Source organism: Vibrio sp. ZF 223, from assembly GCF_003050585.1.
Taxonomy (GTDB): domain Bacteria; phylum Pseudomonadota; class Gammaproteobacteria; order Enterobacterales; family Vibrionaceae; genus Vibrio; species Vibrio crassostreae.
Window position 1 is genome coordinate 218,789 of the sequence record NZ_PIGB01000005.1, and the last position, 17,988, is coordinate 236,776.

Genomic DNA, 17,988 nt, shown 5'->3' on the forward strand with positions numbered 1-17,988 from the left:
TAAGCCTCTCGATAACTAATTGTAATTAAAGGTAGGGTACTACAGTTTGTAACCTGTAGCCATGTTGTTAACTCTCACTATTGGAAGAGAATCGTTAACCTTTGTAACCAGTGGCTACGATAAACACTTCACGAGATCGAGCTCGAGAAGAGTCGGGTTTTCTAACTTTTACTGTTTTAAACATCTCGCGGACGTCCTTAACGTATTGGTCAAACCCTTCGCCTTGGAATACTTTTACAACAAAACTACCATTGGTAGCTAGAACTTGTCGACACATATCCAAAGCTAATTCAACTAAATACATAGCTCTTGGCTGATCCACAGAATTGTTGCCTGCTATATTAGGTGCCATATCTGACATCACGACATCAACCATGTTTGGTTGTATACGCTCCAACAAGGCATCTAGCACAGCTTCTTCGCGGAAATCGCCTTGTAAAAAGCTAACGCCAGCAATCGGGTCCATTGGTAACAAGTCACACGCAATGATTTGTCCGTTGTCTCCAACAATCTTAGCAGCATATTGAGACCAACCGCCAGGTGCTGCACCCAAATCCACAATGGTCATCCCAGGAGACAGCAATTTATCTTTCGTTTGAATCTCTTCCATTTTGAAATAAGCACGTGAACGATAGCCTTTCTTTCTTGCTTCATTTGCGTACTTGTCGTCGAAGTGTTCCTTCAACCAACGGCCTGAACTGGCCGAGTGTTTCTGTTTGCTCATTGGATACCTAAATTGGAGGAAAGTACTAATTGCTGAATAAATTATAGTCTTCAGCTTTAGATGGCGTTAAAATAGGTTTTTTCAACCCTAATAGTAAAGAAAATTGGCCGCGTAATGAACCTAAGTACCAAACAAAAGCAGCATCTAAAGGGCCTAGCTCACAGTTTAAAACCTGTTGTGCTAATGGGCGCAAATGGACTTACTGAAGCTGTTCTAGCGGAAATCGAATTAGCTCTAGACCACCACGAACTGATCAAGATTAAAGTTGCATCAGAAGACCGTGAGACTAAGCAACTGATTATCGATGCAATTGTACGTGAAACTAAAGCTGAGAAAGTACAGACTATCGGTAAAGTTCTAGTACTGTTCCGTCAGTCAGAAGCACGTAAAATCGAGATTCCACGTAAATAAGCGAGCTTAATATAAGCTAACTTCACTAATAGGAAGCCACAGCGCTTATCTTTTAGTGTAGCGTGAGAAACGAAAAAGGTCGCATTTAGCGACCTTTTTACTTATTAGAAACAAAGAAAATTCAATTAGATATATTCTACTTTGTCGATTTCGAAATCTTTGTCGCCACCTGGGGTAGAGATCATAACTTCGTCACCTTCCATTTTACCGATAAGGCCGCGAGCAATTGGCGATTTCACAGAAATACGACCCGTTTTGATGTCTGCTTCGTCTTCTGAAACGATTTGGTAGCGGTACTCTTCGTCTGTATCCACATCGATTAGCGTCACTGTCGTACCAAAGATAATCTTGCCCGTATTATCCATTTGCGTTACATCGATGATCTGAGCCAGTGATAACTTATATTCAATATCACGGATCTGAGCTTCACAAATACCCTGCTCTTCACGAGCGGCGTGGTATTCAGCATTCTCTTTCAGATCACCTAGTTCACGTGCTTCACCAATAGCTGCTGAGATAACAGGGCGTAGCTTAAGTAGGCGATCTAATTCGTCACGTAGCTGCTGAGCGCCACGTACTGTCATTGGAACCTTTTCCATTTTTTACCTCTATGCCAAAGCTTTCTTTGGCCAACATAAATACACCCAACATAGTTATTGGGTGATAGAAACAAAACGATTTGGCTTAGTGTAAACAAACTTTATGGCTAAATCACCTTTATTCCACTTTGCGTTATAAAAGCTTTATCTAGGTCTAAATTACAGATATCACAAAAATGAATAATAACCTCCCCATCAATAAGCTCAGGAATAAATACCTAAAAAAACAAAAAACAAACAAAATAAACACAGATCACACTTTTACAAAAGCAACTACAAAACAATGACTTAAACAACAAGAGACATAATAAAACAGTGTTCATTTTTTAGTTTTATATCATTTTACTAACTGACCATGGAACTTTAGAGGTAAAAAGTAACCCATGGATTGTACTGGCATTTTTCAGACTTCTGTTCTAATCATGGTTATGAAGCCTGATTAATACAGGCAATACACAAAAGGGTTCAAATCCTTGATAAAACTTCTATGGACAGTAATTAGGAAATAATAACATGAACAAGACTATGATCGCGCTTGCTGTATCTGCTGCAGCTCTTGCTACTAACGCAGTAGCAGCGGACGGTAAACAAGCTGGTGGTATTGACGGTACTTCTGTATACAGCTCAAACGGCACTTCTCTAGAGATCGGTGGTCGTGCTGAAGCTCGTCTATCTCTAAAAGATGGCAAAGCTGAAGACAAAACACGTGTACGTCTTAACTTCCTAGGTAAAGTTGAAATCCAAGACGGCCTATACGGTGTTGGTTTCTACGAAGGCGAATTCACAACTGCTGAAAACGGCGGCTCTACTGATAACAACGACGGCGACATCACTAACCGTTACACATACGCTGGTATCGGCGGTACATTCGGTGAAGTAACTTACGGTAAAAACGACGGTGCACTAGGTGTTATCACAGACTTTACCGATATCATGTCTTACCACGGTAACTCTGCAGCAATGAAAATTGCTGTAGCTGACCGTTCAGACAACATGGTTTCATACAAAGGTCAATTCCAAGACCTAGGCGTTAAAGCAAGCTACCGTTTTGCTGACCGCTCAGAAAATGCTGCTGGCGAATTCGTTGACAACAACGCAGACGGCTACTCTCTATCTGGTATCTACGCAATCGGTGATTCTGGCTTTAAGCTAGGTGCAGGTTACGCTGATCAAGACGAGCAAAACGAGTACATGCTAGCGGCATCTTTCCGCACTGAAGCTCTATACTTTGCTGGTACATTCACTGACGGTGAATTAGCAGACAAAAACGGCGATTACACTGGTTACGAATTCGCAACTGCGTACACGCTAGATAAAACTGCATTCACGCTAACGTACAACAACGCAGAAACTGACGGTGAAACTTCAGCTGACAACGTTGCTATCGATGCGACTTACTACTTCAAGCCTAACTTCCGTACGTACATCTCGTACAACTTCAACCTTATCTCTGAAGGTGACAAGTTAGGTTCTGTTGGCCTTCTTAACGGCCCTGCATCTAAAGCAGATGCTGAAGACGAGCTAGCTCTAGGTCTACGTTACGACTTCTAATTCTGATTATCTAATTGATTAATTAGTTAATTGAGAATCAAAACGCCCGCTAGATAGCGGGCGTTTTTTTATATCTGTATACTGAAAACATCAGCCATCCAAGAAATCTTCTATGCGCCTTCTATCCACACTACTTGTATGTAGTTTTTCCATTAGCGCTTTCTCAGTTAACGCTTTCGCTTACCCCCCTCTAAATAAACTGCCTGATGGCAGTAGCACCAGTGTAATTTTGGAATCCCTGAAAGGCGATTCAAACAAAATGAATTCCAACAGTGATGGCTTCTATCCCCCCGCTAGTACTTTAAAGCTGGTGACAGCGTTGGCGGCTAAGTTGGAGTTAGGGGATGACTTTCACTACACGACCAGCATTGCTCGTTCTGGGAATGACTCTATCATTTCATTTAGTGGCGACCCAACCTTGCAACGAGAACAGCTTAAAAGCCTTTTAGCTCAATACGCTAAGTCTCAATCCAGAGCCATCAAAGGCAACTTATACCTCGATAACTCGGCTTATACCGGCTATCAGCGAGCCGTTGGTTGGCCTTGGGACATTCTAGGCGTTTGTTACAGCGCGCCTTCTAGTGCAATGACCTTAGACAGTAACTGCGCACAAGCCTCTATTTATACAAAAGATAACGGCAGCACTCACGTCTATATTCCAACCCATTACCCAATCGACGTGACAACCAATGCAGCCACTGTGACGCGCTCAGGACAAAAAGCCACACAGTGCGACTTAGAGCTCATCACCACACCAAACAACTCGTACACGCTATCTGGTTGCTTAGTGGAACGTAAGAAGCCATTACCACTAAAGTTCGCTATTCAAAATCCTGAGCTTTACACCTCTCAAGTGGTGAGATCACTACTTAAAGAGCTGAAAATACAAGTAAAGGGGGATGTGATCATTGGAACTAAGGAAAGCACAAACAAGACGACGTTAGTGGCTAGCCATCACTCAGAAAAGCTTCCTGAACTGCTCGATATCATGCTCAAGAAGTCAGATAACCTTATCGCAGATAATCTAACTAAAACGCTAGGAGCCACATTTTATGTTCAACCAGGCAGTTTCAATAACGGTACTGAAGCGATAAAGCAGATATTGCTGACCAAGGCTAATATTGACCTCAGTAAAGCGCAGCTCGTCGATGGTTCAGGGCTATCTAGAAATAACCGAATGAGGTCACAGACCATGGCTCAAGTGCTTCGTTATATCTGGGAAAACGATCAACAGCTCAACCTAATTGAGGCTATGCCTACATCAGGCACTGATGGAACGCTCAAATACCGTCAAAGCATGAGAAAAGCACCGATTCAAGGCAACATCACAGCCAAAAGTGGTTCTTTGTACGGAACGTACAACATGGCGGGATATGGTTTAGATGAGTCCGGGAAACCAAACTCTTTGTTTGTGCAGTTTATTCGTGATTACTTCCCTGAAGAGCAAGATCCAGACAGACCGGTAGAGGCTCCAATCACCCAGTTTGAGCGTGCTTTCTACAAAGATGTAGTTGAGTTCAGTCAAACACAAAGCAAATCGAAGTAATGTTTGGCTCTTTGTAAACCTCTACCTAAAAAATGGCGCTGAAGACCTTCAATCTTCAGCGCCATTTTTATTTCTCAGATGTATTTAGCTATTTTTATCAGCTTTTAAGCAATTCCTAGGAATGAGTTCACGACAGTGAAATAGATCCACATTCCTGAGATATCAACTATCGAAGCAAGCACTGGACTCACTAACACCGCTGGATCCAGCTTGAATAGCCTAGCAACGATCGGTAACCCTCCGCCGAGCACAGTTGATATGGTCACCTGAATAAACAGCGCTACCGCAATCGCTAACGCAATCATGTTGATGTCATAGCCACCTGTCGATTGGTTTTCGCTAAATAGCAGAATACGTCCAATCATCACCACAGCAATAGCTAAAGCCAAACAAATAGCGACTCTAAACTCTTTCCACAGAACGTTAGCCCATTGGCGTTTTTTTAACTCACCTGTGGCTAAGGCTCTGATAACCAAAGTCGCAGCTTGTGTCCCGGTATTACCACCAGCTGCAGCAATTACCGGCATGTAGATAGCCAAAAGTACCAACTGACTGAGAATGTCTTCATATTGAGCGATGATAAGCCCTGAGACGATGCCCAATAGTGCTAACGCAATAATCCAACCGATACGCTGTCTAACGTGGCTCATGACGCCAGTAGAAAGATAGCCCTGCTGAGGTTCTACCTCTGAGTAAATCAGCCCTAGTTGGTGAGCTAGATGTCGAGAGCGCTTCTCAAAGCCCTGCTCTTCTAGCTCACTAAGTAAAGTCTGAATCGTACTAAGAGAGCATTGCCCCAGCACTAACACCGCATCTTCGAGCGGCATTCGGTTCAAAAGGTTAATTTGTTGTTCACGTCCGTACTGTTGAAATGCATTCGACACAGCTTGGATGTCTTGCTCTGAGTACAGAGCTTCAATAGATAAAAAAGTGTTGTTCATTACCGTCATGGCGAATCTCCCGATTGGCAAAGGTAACGACCATCAAAACAAATAGCATAGATTTATAGATTTATAGATTTATAGATTTATAGATTTATGCGCACCAAGAGCTGAAAGCTACTGGTGTGTCTACTTGTTAGAATCTAGTGTGTGGAAAAGAATGAGGGGGAAAAACAAAGATACCCTACCTGAACGGCAGGACAATAGATCAATACCGAGACAGGTTATTCTTCTCCATTCAAACTAGGAGGATGGTCGGTATTGTTCATAAAAATCTCCAGAATTACTGTCAATTTGACAGCGCGCATAGTGTAGCAATAGGCGTTTCAAAGTTTCGTCAACTTTCGGTCAATAAAAAAGGCATCCGTGGATGCCTTTGGCTCAATCATTGATGTGCATTATTACTTAATAGTAATACGAGCAAACTTACGCTTACCTACTTGGTAAACGGCAGTACCTGCTTCAGGTACGAATTTGCTGTCTTCAATCTTCTCGCCTTCAAGCTTAGCCGCGCCTTGCTTGATCATACGCATCGCATCAGAAGTCGAGTTTACAAGACCTGCTTCTTTTAGAACGTTCGCAATTGGCAGGCCAGCTTCGAATTCGAATTCTGGCATTTCATCAGGAACTTGGTTCTTAGCAAAACGGTTAACGAACTCTTGCTCAGCGGCTTCAGCATCTGCTTCACTATGGAAACGAGCAATAATCTCTTTCGCTAGCAGTACTTTAACGTCACGCGGGTTCTTACCTGCATCAACGCCAGCTTTCAGTTCCGCAACTTCTTCAAGAGGACGGAAAGACAGTAGCTCGTAGTAGCTCCACATTAGATCGTCAGAGATAGACATGATCTTACCAAACATCTCGCTTGGTGCTTCGCTGATACCTATGTAGTTGTGCGCAGACTTAGACATCTTCTTAACGCCGTCTAGACCAACAAGTAGTGGCATCATCAGTACCGCTTGTGGTTTTTGACCTGCCGCTTTTTGCAGTTCACGACCCATTAGTAGGTTAAACTTCTGGTCAGTACCGCCCAGCTCAACGTCGCTCTCTAGTGCAACAGAGTCGTGACCTTGTAGAAGTGGGTACATAAATTCGTGGATAGCGATCGGTTGACCACCAGCGTAACGCTTTTTGAAGTCATCACGCTCAAGCATACGAGCAACAGTTTGGTTAGAAGCAAGACGAATCATGCCTTCAGCACCAAGCTCAGATAGCCACTCAGAGTTGAAACGAATTTGCGTTTTCGCAGGATCTAGAATCTTGAATACTTGTTCTTTGTAAGTTTCAGCATTCTTCAATACGTCTTCACGGCTTAGCGGTGGACGCGTTGAGTTCTTACCTGATGGGTCACCAACCATTGCAGTGAAATCACCAATAAGGAATGTCACTTCATGACCAAGCTCTTGGAAAGCACGAAGCTTGTTAAAGATAACCGTATGGCCTAGGTGGATATCTGGAGCTGTTGGATCGGCACCCAGCTTAATGCGTAAAGGACGACCTTCTTTTAGTTTTGCAATTAGTTCGTCTTCTGGAATCAGTTCTTCTACGCCACGTTTGATCTCGGCTAGTGCAGCTTCAATACTCGCCATTCTTGTTCACTCCCACAGATTTGGCAAAAATACATTAATTAGACATCTTACTTGAATAGCGATGTATTTTGAAACCAGTTACACTATTCCGTCGTCGATTTTCATAATATTTACAGAACGAACCGGAACATGTTGTCTATTTTTGCACGCCTTCCTATTTTGCACCGGGCTTTTATCGCATTTTTTAGTGCCATAATTTTCGTCGCGATCTTCTTACTCCCCGACGTCAACAGTTTGCGTGACGATTCGGGCGCTTTAGTTGTGGGAAAACATTATCCACTGACTATTGATGCATCTGCGCTTGTTAGCTCAAGTGACGCACCACCAACGGCAGTACTCAATTGGGAAAAATACACCGTTCGTTCAGGCGAAAGTACCTCTGTTTTATTCGAGCGTATTGGCCTGTCATACCGCCTGCTGATCACGCTACTCAATACCAATAATGATATTAAGAAGCAGCTGTCTAATCTAAGACCTGGCGATGTATTACAATTCGGCTTCGATGAAAACAACGACCTTATTCAGTTAAAACGACAACTTAGTGCGTTTGAAAGCTTCAAGATCACTAAATCTGGCGATTCATTCTCATCAAGTTTCGACAAAAAAGAAGTGGCCTACCAATACAATTATGCCGAAGCCAACATCACCTCTAACTTCTGGAACGCTGGCGTCAGCGCAGGTTTAACCGCAAACCAAATTATGGAACTGGCGGGCATCTTCGGTTGGGATATCGACTTTGCGTTAGATATTCGTAAGAACGACAGCTTCAAAATCTTATACCAAGAGAAAGTGGTTGAAGGTGAAGTGGTTGGTCGCGGTAAGATCATGGCAGCCGTATTCAAAAACCAAGGCGATTCATTTACCGCGGTATTGGATGATAAGAGCGGCAACTACTTCGATGAAAATGGTCGAGCAATGAAGAAAGCGTTCTTGCGCTCACCAATTGATTTTCGTCGCGTAACATCGAACTTTAATCCTACTAGGAGACACCCAGTAACCGGTAAGGTTCGAGCTCACCGCGGTACTGACTACGCAGCTCCTGTTGGCACGCCTATCTGGGCAGCCGGTGACGGTATTGTTCAGAAGTCGGGTTACAACCAATTCAATGGTAACTACGTGTTTATCCGCCACAGCAACACCTACATCACCAAGTACCTGCACATGAAGCGACGTATGGTGAAAACAGGCCAGCGCGTAAAACAAGGCCAAACCATTGGTACTTTGGGCGGTACAGGCCGAGTTACTGGCCCGCACTTACACTATGAATTCTTGGTTAATGGCGTACATAAGAATGCGCGTACCGTGAAGTTGCCTCAATCTAAGTCTTTAACGGGTAAAGCAAAAGCAACATTTATTGCGAACTCAGAGATTCGACTGAATAACCTTGAGCGATACGGTCAGTTACTCGCAACCAATTAGGTTGATAGCCATATAAACCAACTAAAAGAGCGCCCATCAAGGCGCTCTTTTTTATGTTCATCGAACCACTGTATCTACTATTTTTCCGGCTTCTTATCTCGACCTAACATTAATAGACAAGGGGTCAGGACCAAGGTCAATACTGTCGCGAATGCCAAACCTCCCGCAATTGCCGTAGCGAGTTGCGACCACCATTGCGTGCTCGGCGCACCAAATTCTATCTTTTGATTAATCAAGTCGATATTCATTTCTAGCACCATCGGCATCAAACCTAAAATGGTGGTGACCGTCGTGAGCATTACTGGCCTTAAACGCTGAACACCGGTTCTCAGAATCGCATCTCGCTTATCCAAGCCTCTTTTAATCAATTGGTTATAAGTATCGATCAGCACGATGTTGTTATTCACCACTATACCAGCCAGCGCAATCACCCCAATACCGGACATCACGATGCCAAACGGGCGCTGGAAGATAAGTAAACCAACGAACACACCAACCGTTGAGAACAGCACCGCACTCAAAATCAGGAATGCTTGATAGAAGCTATTAAACTGAGTAATCAGAATCAAAGCCATTACCGCCAAAGCAACCAAGAAAGCACTTTGTAGGAAGGCGGAAGAGTTTTCTTGTTCTTCATTTTGACCACGGATACGAAATTCTACACTACTTGGTAAACCTAACTCACTTAACGCTTGCTCAATCTTTGGCAGTTCGAGCGCAAGGTTATAACCTTCTTCCATATCCGCCATGATGTTCACCACACGCTTACCATCGAGACGTTTAATCGTATCTTGCTTATGGTCGGGAACAATCTGAGCAAAGTTGGTGATCGGCACCAAGCCAGCTGGCGTTTTCACTCTCAGCTGGTCAAAGCGTCCGATATCCCTTTTATCATTCGGGTAACGCACCAAGATATCGACCTCTTCCGATGAATCATCAGGCAAGTAATCACCAATCTTTAATCCATTAGTGACGAACTGAACGGTATTGCCGACCAAGGTCGCGTCAGCTGCAAAACGGGCGGCATCATCGCGGCGGATATCCACCTTCCAATCGATGCCATCTTTACTCGCAGTGTCGCTGATATTGGTCAGTGCTTGATTGCCATCAGCCCAGTTTCTCACAATTTTTGCGGCCTGATTAAGTTGCTCAGGTGTTTTAGCAGAAAGCTCGATGACCAAGTCATTTTCAACCGGAGGTCCTGCATCAGGGAACTTGTATTCAATCTCGACACCAGCGTATTGATCGGTTTGCACCTTTAATTCATCAATGATCGCTTTAACACTGCGGCGGTATTGCCAATCGACGGGCGTTATCGAAATCAAACCAATCTGGTCGTCACCACCGGTTCGCGTATAAACGGTATCGAACTCATCATGATTCAGCATCATCTGTTCAATATCGCGCATGATGTCATCTTTTTCTTGAATAGAAAGATCGCCATGAGAGCGAACTTTGACATTAAAGAATGGCGGATCAACTTCAGGGAAGAATTCAGCACCGAGCCCCGCTTTTGAATACGTGAAACCAACCGCAACCGCGAGCAGTATCGCACTACAAAGAATCTTAAAGGGGTGCTTAATCGCAATAGAAAGTGTGTGGTAATACGCCTTGGTTAAGCCTGTCGCCTGTGAGAAATCCCCATTATGCAAAGCCACCATTCGAGCTTGGCTCTGAGACGAGACGTATTGCGGTTTGCCAATCAAACCACCTAACACGGGCACAAACAACAGCGCCATAATCAATGAGGCAGTTAACGTAGCGATCAGAGTTAATGGAAGGAACTTCATGAATTCGCCTGTTACATCAGGCCAAAACAGGAGTGGAGCAAACGCCGCCAAGGTTGTAGCCGTTGATGCGGTTATTGGCCATGCCATTCGCTTAGCCGCATCTCGATAGGCTGCTTTACGCCCTTCCCCTTCTTGCATCCGCCTATCGGCAAATTCAGTTACCACAATCGCACCGTCAACCAACATCCCGACCGCCATAATCAACGAAAACAGCACTACGATGTTAACGGTTAAGCCAAATACAGAAAGAACCAATAGTCCGGTCAAGAATGAACCCGGAATTGAAATGCCGACTAACAAAGCAGTACGCACGCCAAGAATCGCGATGATGACGATCACCACCAGGATGATGGCGGATAGAATATTGTTTTGCAGATCATTAAGCATGATCTTCACATCTTTCGATTCATCCCAGGTGTATTTGACCAACAGGTTATTTGGCCATTCTGCTTGCTGCTGAGCCCCGGCCATTACAGCTTTGACTAACTCAACCGTTTCGATGATGTTCTCACCTGCGCGCTTTTTGATGTCCAACACCACCGCAGATTTACCATCTAAACGAGCAAAACTCTCTGGATCTCGAAACGCTCGACGAACCGTGGCGACATCACCAAAAGTGACCACCTGTTTGCCATCCACTTTGATAGGTAGCTCAAGCACGTCTTTTAAGGAGTTAAATACCGAAGGGACTTTGACAGAAAAACGACCATAACCAGTATCGACAAAACCCGCGGCAACCACTCGGTTATTCAAAGCGATCAGGTTGTAGATATCCGCTTGATCTAGGCTGTAGCTCTCCATCAAAAGAGGGTCAACGATGATTTCAACGATATCTTCCCTATCACCTGCAATATTGACCTCTAATATTTGGCGATAGCTTTCGAGTTTATCTCCTACTTCTCGGGCAATTTGTACGATAGTACGTTCAGGAACGGTGCCGAACAGCACAACAGAAAGTACTGGCTGCTCCGAAGCGAGTGTGACTTCATTGACGGTCGGCTCATCACTGTCTTCTGGTAGCTTTGGTTTGGCAAGATCAACGGCATCACGAACATCCGCCATCGCTTTGGTAAGATCGACTCCAACATTAAACTCCAACACCACAGAGGCATGACCCTCTGCTGCGGTTGCTGTCATCTCTTTTACGCCCTCAATCGACCTTAATTCTTGCTCGATAGGTCGAACTAACAGACGCTCAGCATCAGTTGGCGAGATCCCTTGGTGCCCAACAGAGACGTAGATAATCGGGATGGTAATGTCTGGGCTCGACTCCTTAGGTATCGTGATATAGGTAATGACACCTGCAACCAAGATGAGCGCCAAAAGAGAGAGCATTGTTCGAGCACGAGACAAGGCTGCATCAATAATTGAATACATCTGTTATCTCCTACTCAGTTGTTACATTCGAGAGTTCGGCTTCTTGCTCAACCGCAATCACTGAATCACCATCACGCACAAACCCTTGTCCGACGGTGATGATATCGACCCGTTGACCCAAACCTGTGAGCCAAACTCCATCTTGCTCTGCCTTCACTAGTTGAATACCGACAAATTTCACAACTGGTGAGTCATCGACTGAAACCAACGTTTTGACCCCAAGGTTACCCGCCTCATCCAAAGCCAACATCGCAGGTGTGACTTTGATAGCATCCCTTGTTTCAAGGTTGAGCTTCACTTCAGCGCTGACACCTGCAGGCAGTAGGCCTTCAGAGTTATCGATTTCAATTTCGATTGGAAAAGTATTAGTTGAGGCCGAAGAAATTCGAGACACATAACGCAAGCGCCCTTCCACCTCTTCTCTTCCTAGCAAGCGAACCAAGGCAGACTGGTTAACTAACAAATGCTGGATATGACGTTCACTGACATCGGCCTCAATAACCAAAGGATCAAGGTCAATCACGCCCGCAACCGGATCGCCAACCCCAACAAAGTCACCCAACTCGACCATCAAATCTTGAACCACACCCGAAAAAGGCGAGCTAATAACGGTATTCTTTAAAGCCAATTCCGCATTGCGCATCATGGCTTTTGCTTCCGTTAACGAAGCCTCTGCTGTGGTGTAGGCGATCTCACCTTGCAGACCTCTTTTCTTCAGTGATTGCGCTGCTTTGAACTCTTTCTGCTTTAAACGATACAGAGCCGTTGCACGCTCTAACTGTATTTCCAAGTCACCTTTATCAATCTGAGCAATAGCCTGCCCTGCTTTAACCGCATCGCCTTTCACAACGTTCAATCGAACAATCTTTCCCGCGACTTCCGCGCCTAATCGAGCATGCCTATCGGGTGCCGTTCGACCGTATAAATCAATGGTTTTAAAGGTGGGTGATGAGGTGAAGGTTTGAAAGGAAACTTTGGCTAACGGGATTTCTGTCGCTTTTTTCTCTGGCGACTCTTCTGCCTGCCCCACCCCTAAACCAAGCCAGATAGACAACAACATCACTAAAATCAGAGACACCAGCCACGGCTGTTTCAGTTTCTGAAAAAGTGGTGAGTTAGAAGATAGAGTGGGCATAACAAATCCTTTTGTCCGATGTGATTAAGGCGCGCTAAATGGCTTAACACTGTCATGTGCAACTTCCTGATACACATAGGTAACCTTAACAGACCAAAATCAAACGAAGTTGGACGCTATCGACAGTTTAAAAAATATGCCGTGTACTAAAAATGTCAAAATAGAGGGTTGGAATGGTTTTAAAAGCAATGACTTAATATGTCTTATCAATTTTGAAGCTGCGTGAAAAACAAGTGCCTTGTTCAGAACCGAGCTTTGTTATGAAGAGAAATTTGGGGATATAAAAACAAAAACGCCGAACATAAGTTCGGCGTTTACAACCTTATGGTGTAGCTTTCAGCTAAAGCTGTCTTTTAACTCTAGCTATCTTTCAAGCTATACGCTGAATGATGCGCCACAACCACATGTTGTTGTAGCGTTCGGGTTGTTCACAAAGAAGCGTGCGCCTTCTAGGCCTTCTGTGTAATCAACCATGCCGCCCATAAGGTATTGTAGGCTCATTGGGTCAACAACCAGCGTTACACCGCTATTTACAATCGTAGTGTCGCCATCATTTACTTTTTCATCAAATGTGAAGCCGTATTGGAAACCACTACAACCACCACCTGTAATGTATACACGTAGTTTTAGTTCTGGGTTTTCTTCTTCAGCGATTAGCGTTTGTACGCGGGTAGCTGCTGCATCAGAAAAAGACAATGGGATATTTACTTCGCTCACGACAACCTCTCTTACCTGTGTCAAAAACAACATGATACAAATCTAATTCGAGACCATAGTTGTTGAGTATTTTCTTATATTCGGGTGATTATCTAATACCTGACTGAAACGTTCAAGTATTCACCACCGGATCCTTCCTTTTACTGTTGTAAACTCGTCAATATCTGGCAATTAAAACGTGTAACAACACAAAACAACCAGATTCGGGTGATTATCTGGGCGAAAGCATTCCTAGTTGGATTAGGGATAGGTACAATGCGTGCCAATTGGTCCGACAGTCAAAAGAGGATATATCAATGACCAAATCAGCAGAGCTGTACGAAAAAGCACAGCAAACTATTCCTGGTGGCGTAAACTCTCCAGTTCGTGCATTCAATGGCGTAGGTGGTTCTCCAATCTTCGTTGAACGCGCTGATGGCCCACTTATTTTTGATGCTGATGGTAAAGCATATATCGATTACGTTGGCTCTTGGGGTCCAATGATCCTTGGTCACAACCACGTTGTTATCCGTGATGCGGTTATTGAAGCAGCTCAACGCGGCCTTAGCTTCGGTGCTCCAACCGAAACTGAAATCAAAATGGCTGAGCTTGTATCTGAGATGGTTCCATCAATGGAACAGCTACGTATGGTGAGCTCAGGCACAGAAGCAACAATGAGTGCGATTCGTCTTGCTCGTGGCTTCACTGGTCGTGACAAAATTCTTAAGTTTGAAGGCTGCTACCACGGCCACGCAGACAGCCTACTTGTAAAAGCCGGTTCTGGTGCACTGACTTTAGGTCAGCCAAGCTCACCAGGCGTTCCAGCTGATTTTGCTAAGCACACGCTGACTGCAACCTTCAACAACCTAGATTCAGTACGTGAGCTGTTCGCAGCAAACAAAGGCGAGATCTCGTGCATCATCGTTGAGCCAGTTGCGGGCAACATGAACTGTATCCCACCAGTAGAAGGCTTCCACGAAGGTCTACGTGAAATCTGTGACCAAGAAGGTGCATTGCTAATCTTTGATGAAGTAATGACAGGTTTCCGCGTTGCTGAAGGCTGTGCGCAGGCTTACTACAACATCAAGCCAGATCTAACGTGTCTTGGTAAAGTTATCGGCGGCGGTATGCCTGTGGGTGCTTTTGGTGGTCGTAAGGAAGTGATGCAATACATCGCACCAACAGGCCCGGTTTACCAAGCAGGCACGCTTTCAGGTAACCCTGTTGCAATGGCTGCTGGCTACGCGTGTTTGAACCTTCTACGAGAAGAAGGCAACGAAAAACGTCTAGCTTCAAAAACTAAGCAACTGGCAAATGGCTTCAAGCAACTTGCTGACAAGCACGGTATCCCGATGCTAGTACACCAAGTTGGCGGTATGTTTGGTTTCTTCTTCACAGACCAAGAAACGGTGACGTGCTACGAAGATGTAACTAAGTGTGATGTAGAACGCTTCAAGCGCTTCTTCCACCTAATGCTGGATCACGGTGTTTACCTTGCACCTTCAGCATTCGAAGCAAGCTTTACTTCTCTTGCTCATGGTTCAAAAGAGCTAGATGCGACACTAGAAGCCGCTGACCGCTCTCTTGCGATCATTGCTGCTGAAAGCAAATAATCGAAAGCACTTTATAAGTCGCTAACCGATTGAATTTAGGGCTGCATTAACGCAGCCCTTTTTAATGCATCGACTTAATTAAACTCGAATATTTCCGCTTAGATTACGCGTCAATTTGTTCGAAAACTTGACGAAAAACGTCTAACGTTCCCAGAAAAGAAAAACCAACAACATCAGCGTACCAAGGAACATTCTGAACCAAGGGATCTCTTTTTTTGTTTGCTGTTGTTCGTCTTGGCATTTCTTATCTTTATCACAGCATCCCATAATCAAAACTCCTCATTGCTAACTCTCTGTTTTGCAGCCATTATAAACTCAGAACGCAAATATAGAGACCATTACCGTGTCAGAAAAAATTAAAATCAATTCCAGCCACTGGGTGATCATCATCGCCCTACTTGCGGCGGCTTATGCTTGTTACTTGCTTATTGAGCCGTACGTTAACTCAATTGTGATGGCCTTTATCATTTCACTATTGATGTTCCCAATCCATGAGTGGCTTGAAAAAAAGATACCCAATAAAGAAAACATCGTCTCTTTGCTGTCTTGTATCATCCTGACTTTCATTATTGTTATCCCTTTATTGGCAGTATTCGCAGCAATTGTTCAGCAAGGTTCCCTGCTCTCTCAGAACACTTACCAATGGGTAACACACGGCGGCATTCAAACTCTGTTCGCACACCCCTTGGTGGTCAAAGCGCTGTCATTCGTGAACAACTACCTGCCTTTCGACAATATTGAACCACAAGCCATCGCACAGAAGGTGGGTGAGTTCGCGACAAGCTTCGGCTCTAAACTGGTTGGTATCAGTGCGAAAATCTTAGGTGACGCGACCAATTTCTTAATGGACTTCTTCTTGATGTTGTTTGTTCTGTTCTTCTTATTAAGAGATCACGACAAAATCATCAGTGTGGTTCGTCATATTCTTCCGCTATCTCGTAGCCAAGAAGACAAGCTTCTAACAGAGATAGAACAAGTATCGAAATCAGCAGTAATGGGCTCATTCTTAACAGCAATCGCGCAAGGTTTTGCCGGCGGTTTAGGTATGTGGATTGCAGGTTTCCCAGGCCTATTCTGGGGCACTATGATGGGCTTTGCCTCATTCATCCCTGTAGTGGGAACAGCACTAATCTGGATCCCAGCGGCGACCTACTTGTTCCTAACTGGTGATACTACGTGGGCAATTTTCCTAACGGTTTACTGCGTGGCAATTGTTGGATCAATTGACAACCTTCTGCGTCCGCTTCTAATGCAAGGCAGCGCAGGCATGAACACACTAATGATTTTCTTCTCACTACTGGGTGGTATTCAACTGTTTGGCCTAATTGGTCTTATCTACGGCCCACTGATTTTTGCGATTACTATCGTCCTATTCAACATCTACGATGAAGAGTTTAAGGACTTTTTAAACCAGCAAGACAAGAGTTAAACCGCTCTTCAATCACTTACTTGCCGAACGAGTATTAAACACTTCAAGCTTTGGGCGGATTATGCGAAAATCCGCCCTCATTTTTTGCTAACGATTCAATAGAGTGTCCTATGTCAGCTTATATTGCCCCAAGCCAGATTGCTGAGCGCCAACTTGCCTACTTTGAAGGCAAACATGTTTTAGTTGCCGGTGAGGCTGAAGACTTATTCCCTGTTGAATTAGCCAAGCATTGTGAATCTGTCTCTGTGTTCACCTCTAATTACAGCTACTACCGTCAGCTTGAAGGTTATAGCAGCATCCAACGTTTTTACGGTGCTGAGTTTACCGAAGAGACCAAAGCTGACTTAGTGATGCTCTACTGGCCGAAAGCCAAAGCGGAAGCGGAATTTCTGTTGGCGATGTTATTTGCTAAGCTAGGCAAAGATACCGAAATCGTCGTGGTTGGTGAGAACCGCTCAGGCGTGAAAAGCATCGAGAAGATGTTTGCGCCTTACGGCAAAGTCGTTAAATACGATTCAGCACGTCGCTGCTCTTTCTACTGGGGTCAATGCTTCGAGCAACCACAAGCGTTCAACTTACAAGACTGGTTTAAGACCTACACGGTTAACATTGATGAGCAACCTCTCACGGTAAAAAGCCTTCCAGGCGTCTTCAGTCACGGAGAGTTCGATGTTGGTAGCCAACTTCTATTGGATACCCTGCCAAGACTAAAAGGCAAGGTACTGGATTTTGGCTGTGGTGCAGGCGTGTTAGGCGCAGTAATGGCATCTCGTAACCCAGATATTGAGCTAGAAATGTGCGACATCAGTGCATTTGCCGTAGCATCAAGCCAAGCCACACTGAAAGCAAATAGTTTAACAGGTAAAGTCTTCGCGTCAGATGTCTATTCTGATACAGCACAAGACTACCAATTCATCATCAGTAACCCACCATTCCATTCTGGTTTAGACACTAGCTACAGCGCGACTGAGACCTTACTTGCTCAGGCCCCTAAGCATTTGAAGCGCTCTGGTGAGATGATTATTGTTGCGAACAGTTTCTTAAAATACATCCCAATTATTGAGCAAGCGTTTGGAAAATGCGCGACTCTAAATAAGACCACCAAATTCGCGATCTACCACGCAAGTAAGTAGCATCTCTAGCACAGCGCAGGGTCATTATCTGCGCT

General features: G+C 44.5%; 14 protein-coding genes. 7 read left to right on the forward strand and 7 right to left on the reverse strand.

Features of this window, described 5'->3' with window-relative positions:
- Positions 1 to 94 precede the first annotated feature (94 nt).
- Positions 95 to 724 (reverse strand): 23S rRNA (uridine(2552)-2'-O)-methyltransferase RlmE, encoded by a 630-nt coding sequence (gene rlmE, locus CWO13_RS12590; RefSeq protein ID WP_017059396.1) that lies wholly within the window; start codon positions 722 to 724, stop codon positions 95 to 97.
- A 114-nt stretch (positions 725 to 838) separates the two neighbouring features.
- Between rlmE and yhbY the strand changes: the two genes are divergently transcribed.
- A complete protein-coding gene (gene yhbY / locus CWO13_RS12595) occupies positions 839 to 1,135 on the forward strand; it encodes a ribosome assembly RNA-binding protein YhbY (RefSeq protein ID WP_004738252.1) in 297 nt (98 codons plus the stop codon).
- A 125-nt stretch (positions 1,136 to 1,260) separates the two neighbouring features.
- Here yhbY and greA read toward each other — a convergent pair whose 3' ends face one another.
- Complete coding sequence (gene greA, locus CWO13_RS12600; protein ID WP_102433387.1) at positions 1,261 to 1,734, reverse strand: transcription elongation factor GreA; 474 nt, start codon at positions 1,732 to 1,734, stop codon at positions 1,261 to 1,263.
- A 513-nt stretch (positions 1,735 to 2,247) separates the two neighbouring features.
- Between greA and CWO13_RS12605 the strand changes: the two genes are divergently transcribed.
- Together CWO13_RS12605 and dacB are read left to right on the forward strand one after the other, a co-directional pair.
- The gene (locus CWO13_RS12605; RefSeq protein WP_108083038.1) at positions 2,248 to 3,285 is read left to right on the forward strand and encodes a porin; all 1,038 of its coding nucleotides are present in this window, start codon (positions 2,248 to 2,250) and stop codon (positions 3,283 to 3,285) included.
- Positions 3,286 to 3,397: 112 nt separating this feature from the next.
- Entirely contained in the window at positions 3,398 to 4,831 is a 1,434-nt protein-coding gene (dacB, locus tag CWO13_RS12610; protein WP_108083039.1) for a serine-type D-Ala-D-Ala carboxypeptidase, read from the forward strand.
- Positions 4,832 to 4,935: 104 nt separating this feature from the next.
- On the opposite strand, the gene CWO13_RS12615 is transcribed toward dacB, so the two are convergent.
- Positions 4,936 to 5,781, reverse strand: coding sequence for a magnesium transporter (locus CWO13_RS12615; protein WP_017068902.1), 846 nt, complete (start codon positions 5,779 to 5,781; stop codon positions 4,936 to 4,938).
- Positions 5,782 to 6,173: 392 nt separating this feature from the next.
- Complete coding sequence (tyrS, locus tag CWO13_RS12625) at positions 6,174 to 7,361, reverse strand: tyrosine--tRNA ligase (RefSeq protein WP_017059402.1); 1,188 nt, start codon at positions 7,359 to 7,361, stop codon at positions 6,174 to 6,176.
- A gap of 129 nt (positions 7,362 to 7,490) precedes the next feature.
- On the opposite strand from tyrS, the gene CWO13_RS12630 reads away from it, so the two are divergent.
- Positions 7,491 to 8,780, forward strand: a complete 1,290-nt coding sequence (locus tag CWO13_RS12630; protein WP_048658165.1) for a peptidoglycan DD-metalloendopeptidase family protein — start codon at positions 7,491 to 7,493, stop codon at positions 8,778 to 8,780.
- A gap of 77 nt (positions 8,781 to 8,857) precedes the next feature.
- Here the strand turns inward: CWO13_RS12630 and CWO13_RS12635 are convergent, their stop codons facing one another.
- The 3 genes from CWO13_RS12635 to erpA form a co-directional block, all read right to left on the reverse strand.
- Positions 8,858 to 11,947 (reverse strand): efflux RND transporter permease subunit, encoded by a 3,090-nt coding sequence (locus tag CWO13_RS12635; RefSeq protein WP_108083040.1) that lies wholly within the window; start codon positions 11,945 to 11,947, stop codon positions 8,858 to 8,860.
- Between the two features lie 10 nt (positions 11,948 to 11,957).
- Complete coding sequence (locus CWO13_RS12640; RefSeq protein WP_108083041.1) at positions 11,958 to 13,082, reverse strand: efflux RND transporter periplasmic adaptor subunit; 1,125 nt, start codon at positions 13,080 to 13,082, stop codon at positions 11,958 to 11,960.
- Between the two features lie 375 nt (positions 13,083 to 13,457).
- Entirely contained in the window at positions 13,458 to 13,799 is a 342-nt protein-coding gene (erpA, locus tag CWO13_RS12645) for an iron-sulfur cluster insertion protein ErpA (RefSeq protein ID WP_004734539.1), read from the reverse strand.
- Between the two features lie 296 nt (positions 13,800 to 14,095).
- Between erpA and hemL the strand changes: the two genes are divergently transcribed.
- The 3 genes from hemL to rsmC all read left to right on the forward strand — a co-directional run bounded on the left by hemL (position 14,096) and on the right by rsmC (position 17,953).
- Positions 14,096 to 15,391, forward strand: a complete 1,296-nt coding sequence (gene hemL / locus CWO13_RS12650; RefSeq protein WP_048605689.1) for a glutamate-1-semialdehyde 2,1-aminomutase — start codon at positions 14,096 to 14,098, stop codon at positions 15,389 to 15,391.
- Between the two features lie 343 nt (positions 15,392 to 15,734).
- Complete coding sequence (locus CWO13_RS12655) at positions 15,735 to 16,820, forward strand: AI-2E family transporter (protein WP_102433057.1); 1,086 nt, start codon at positions 15,735 to 15,737, stop codon at positions 16,818 to 16,820.
- Positions 16,821 to 16,930: 110 nt separating this feature from the next.
- Entirely contained in the window at positions 16,931 to 17,953 is a 1,023-nt protein-coding gene (rsmC, locus tag CWO13_RS12660; RefSeq protein ID WP_048658170.1) for a 16S rRNA (guanine(1207)-N(2))-methyltransferase RsmC, read from the forward strand.
- The last annotated feature ends 35 nt before the right edge of the window (positions 17,954 to 17,988 follow it).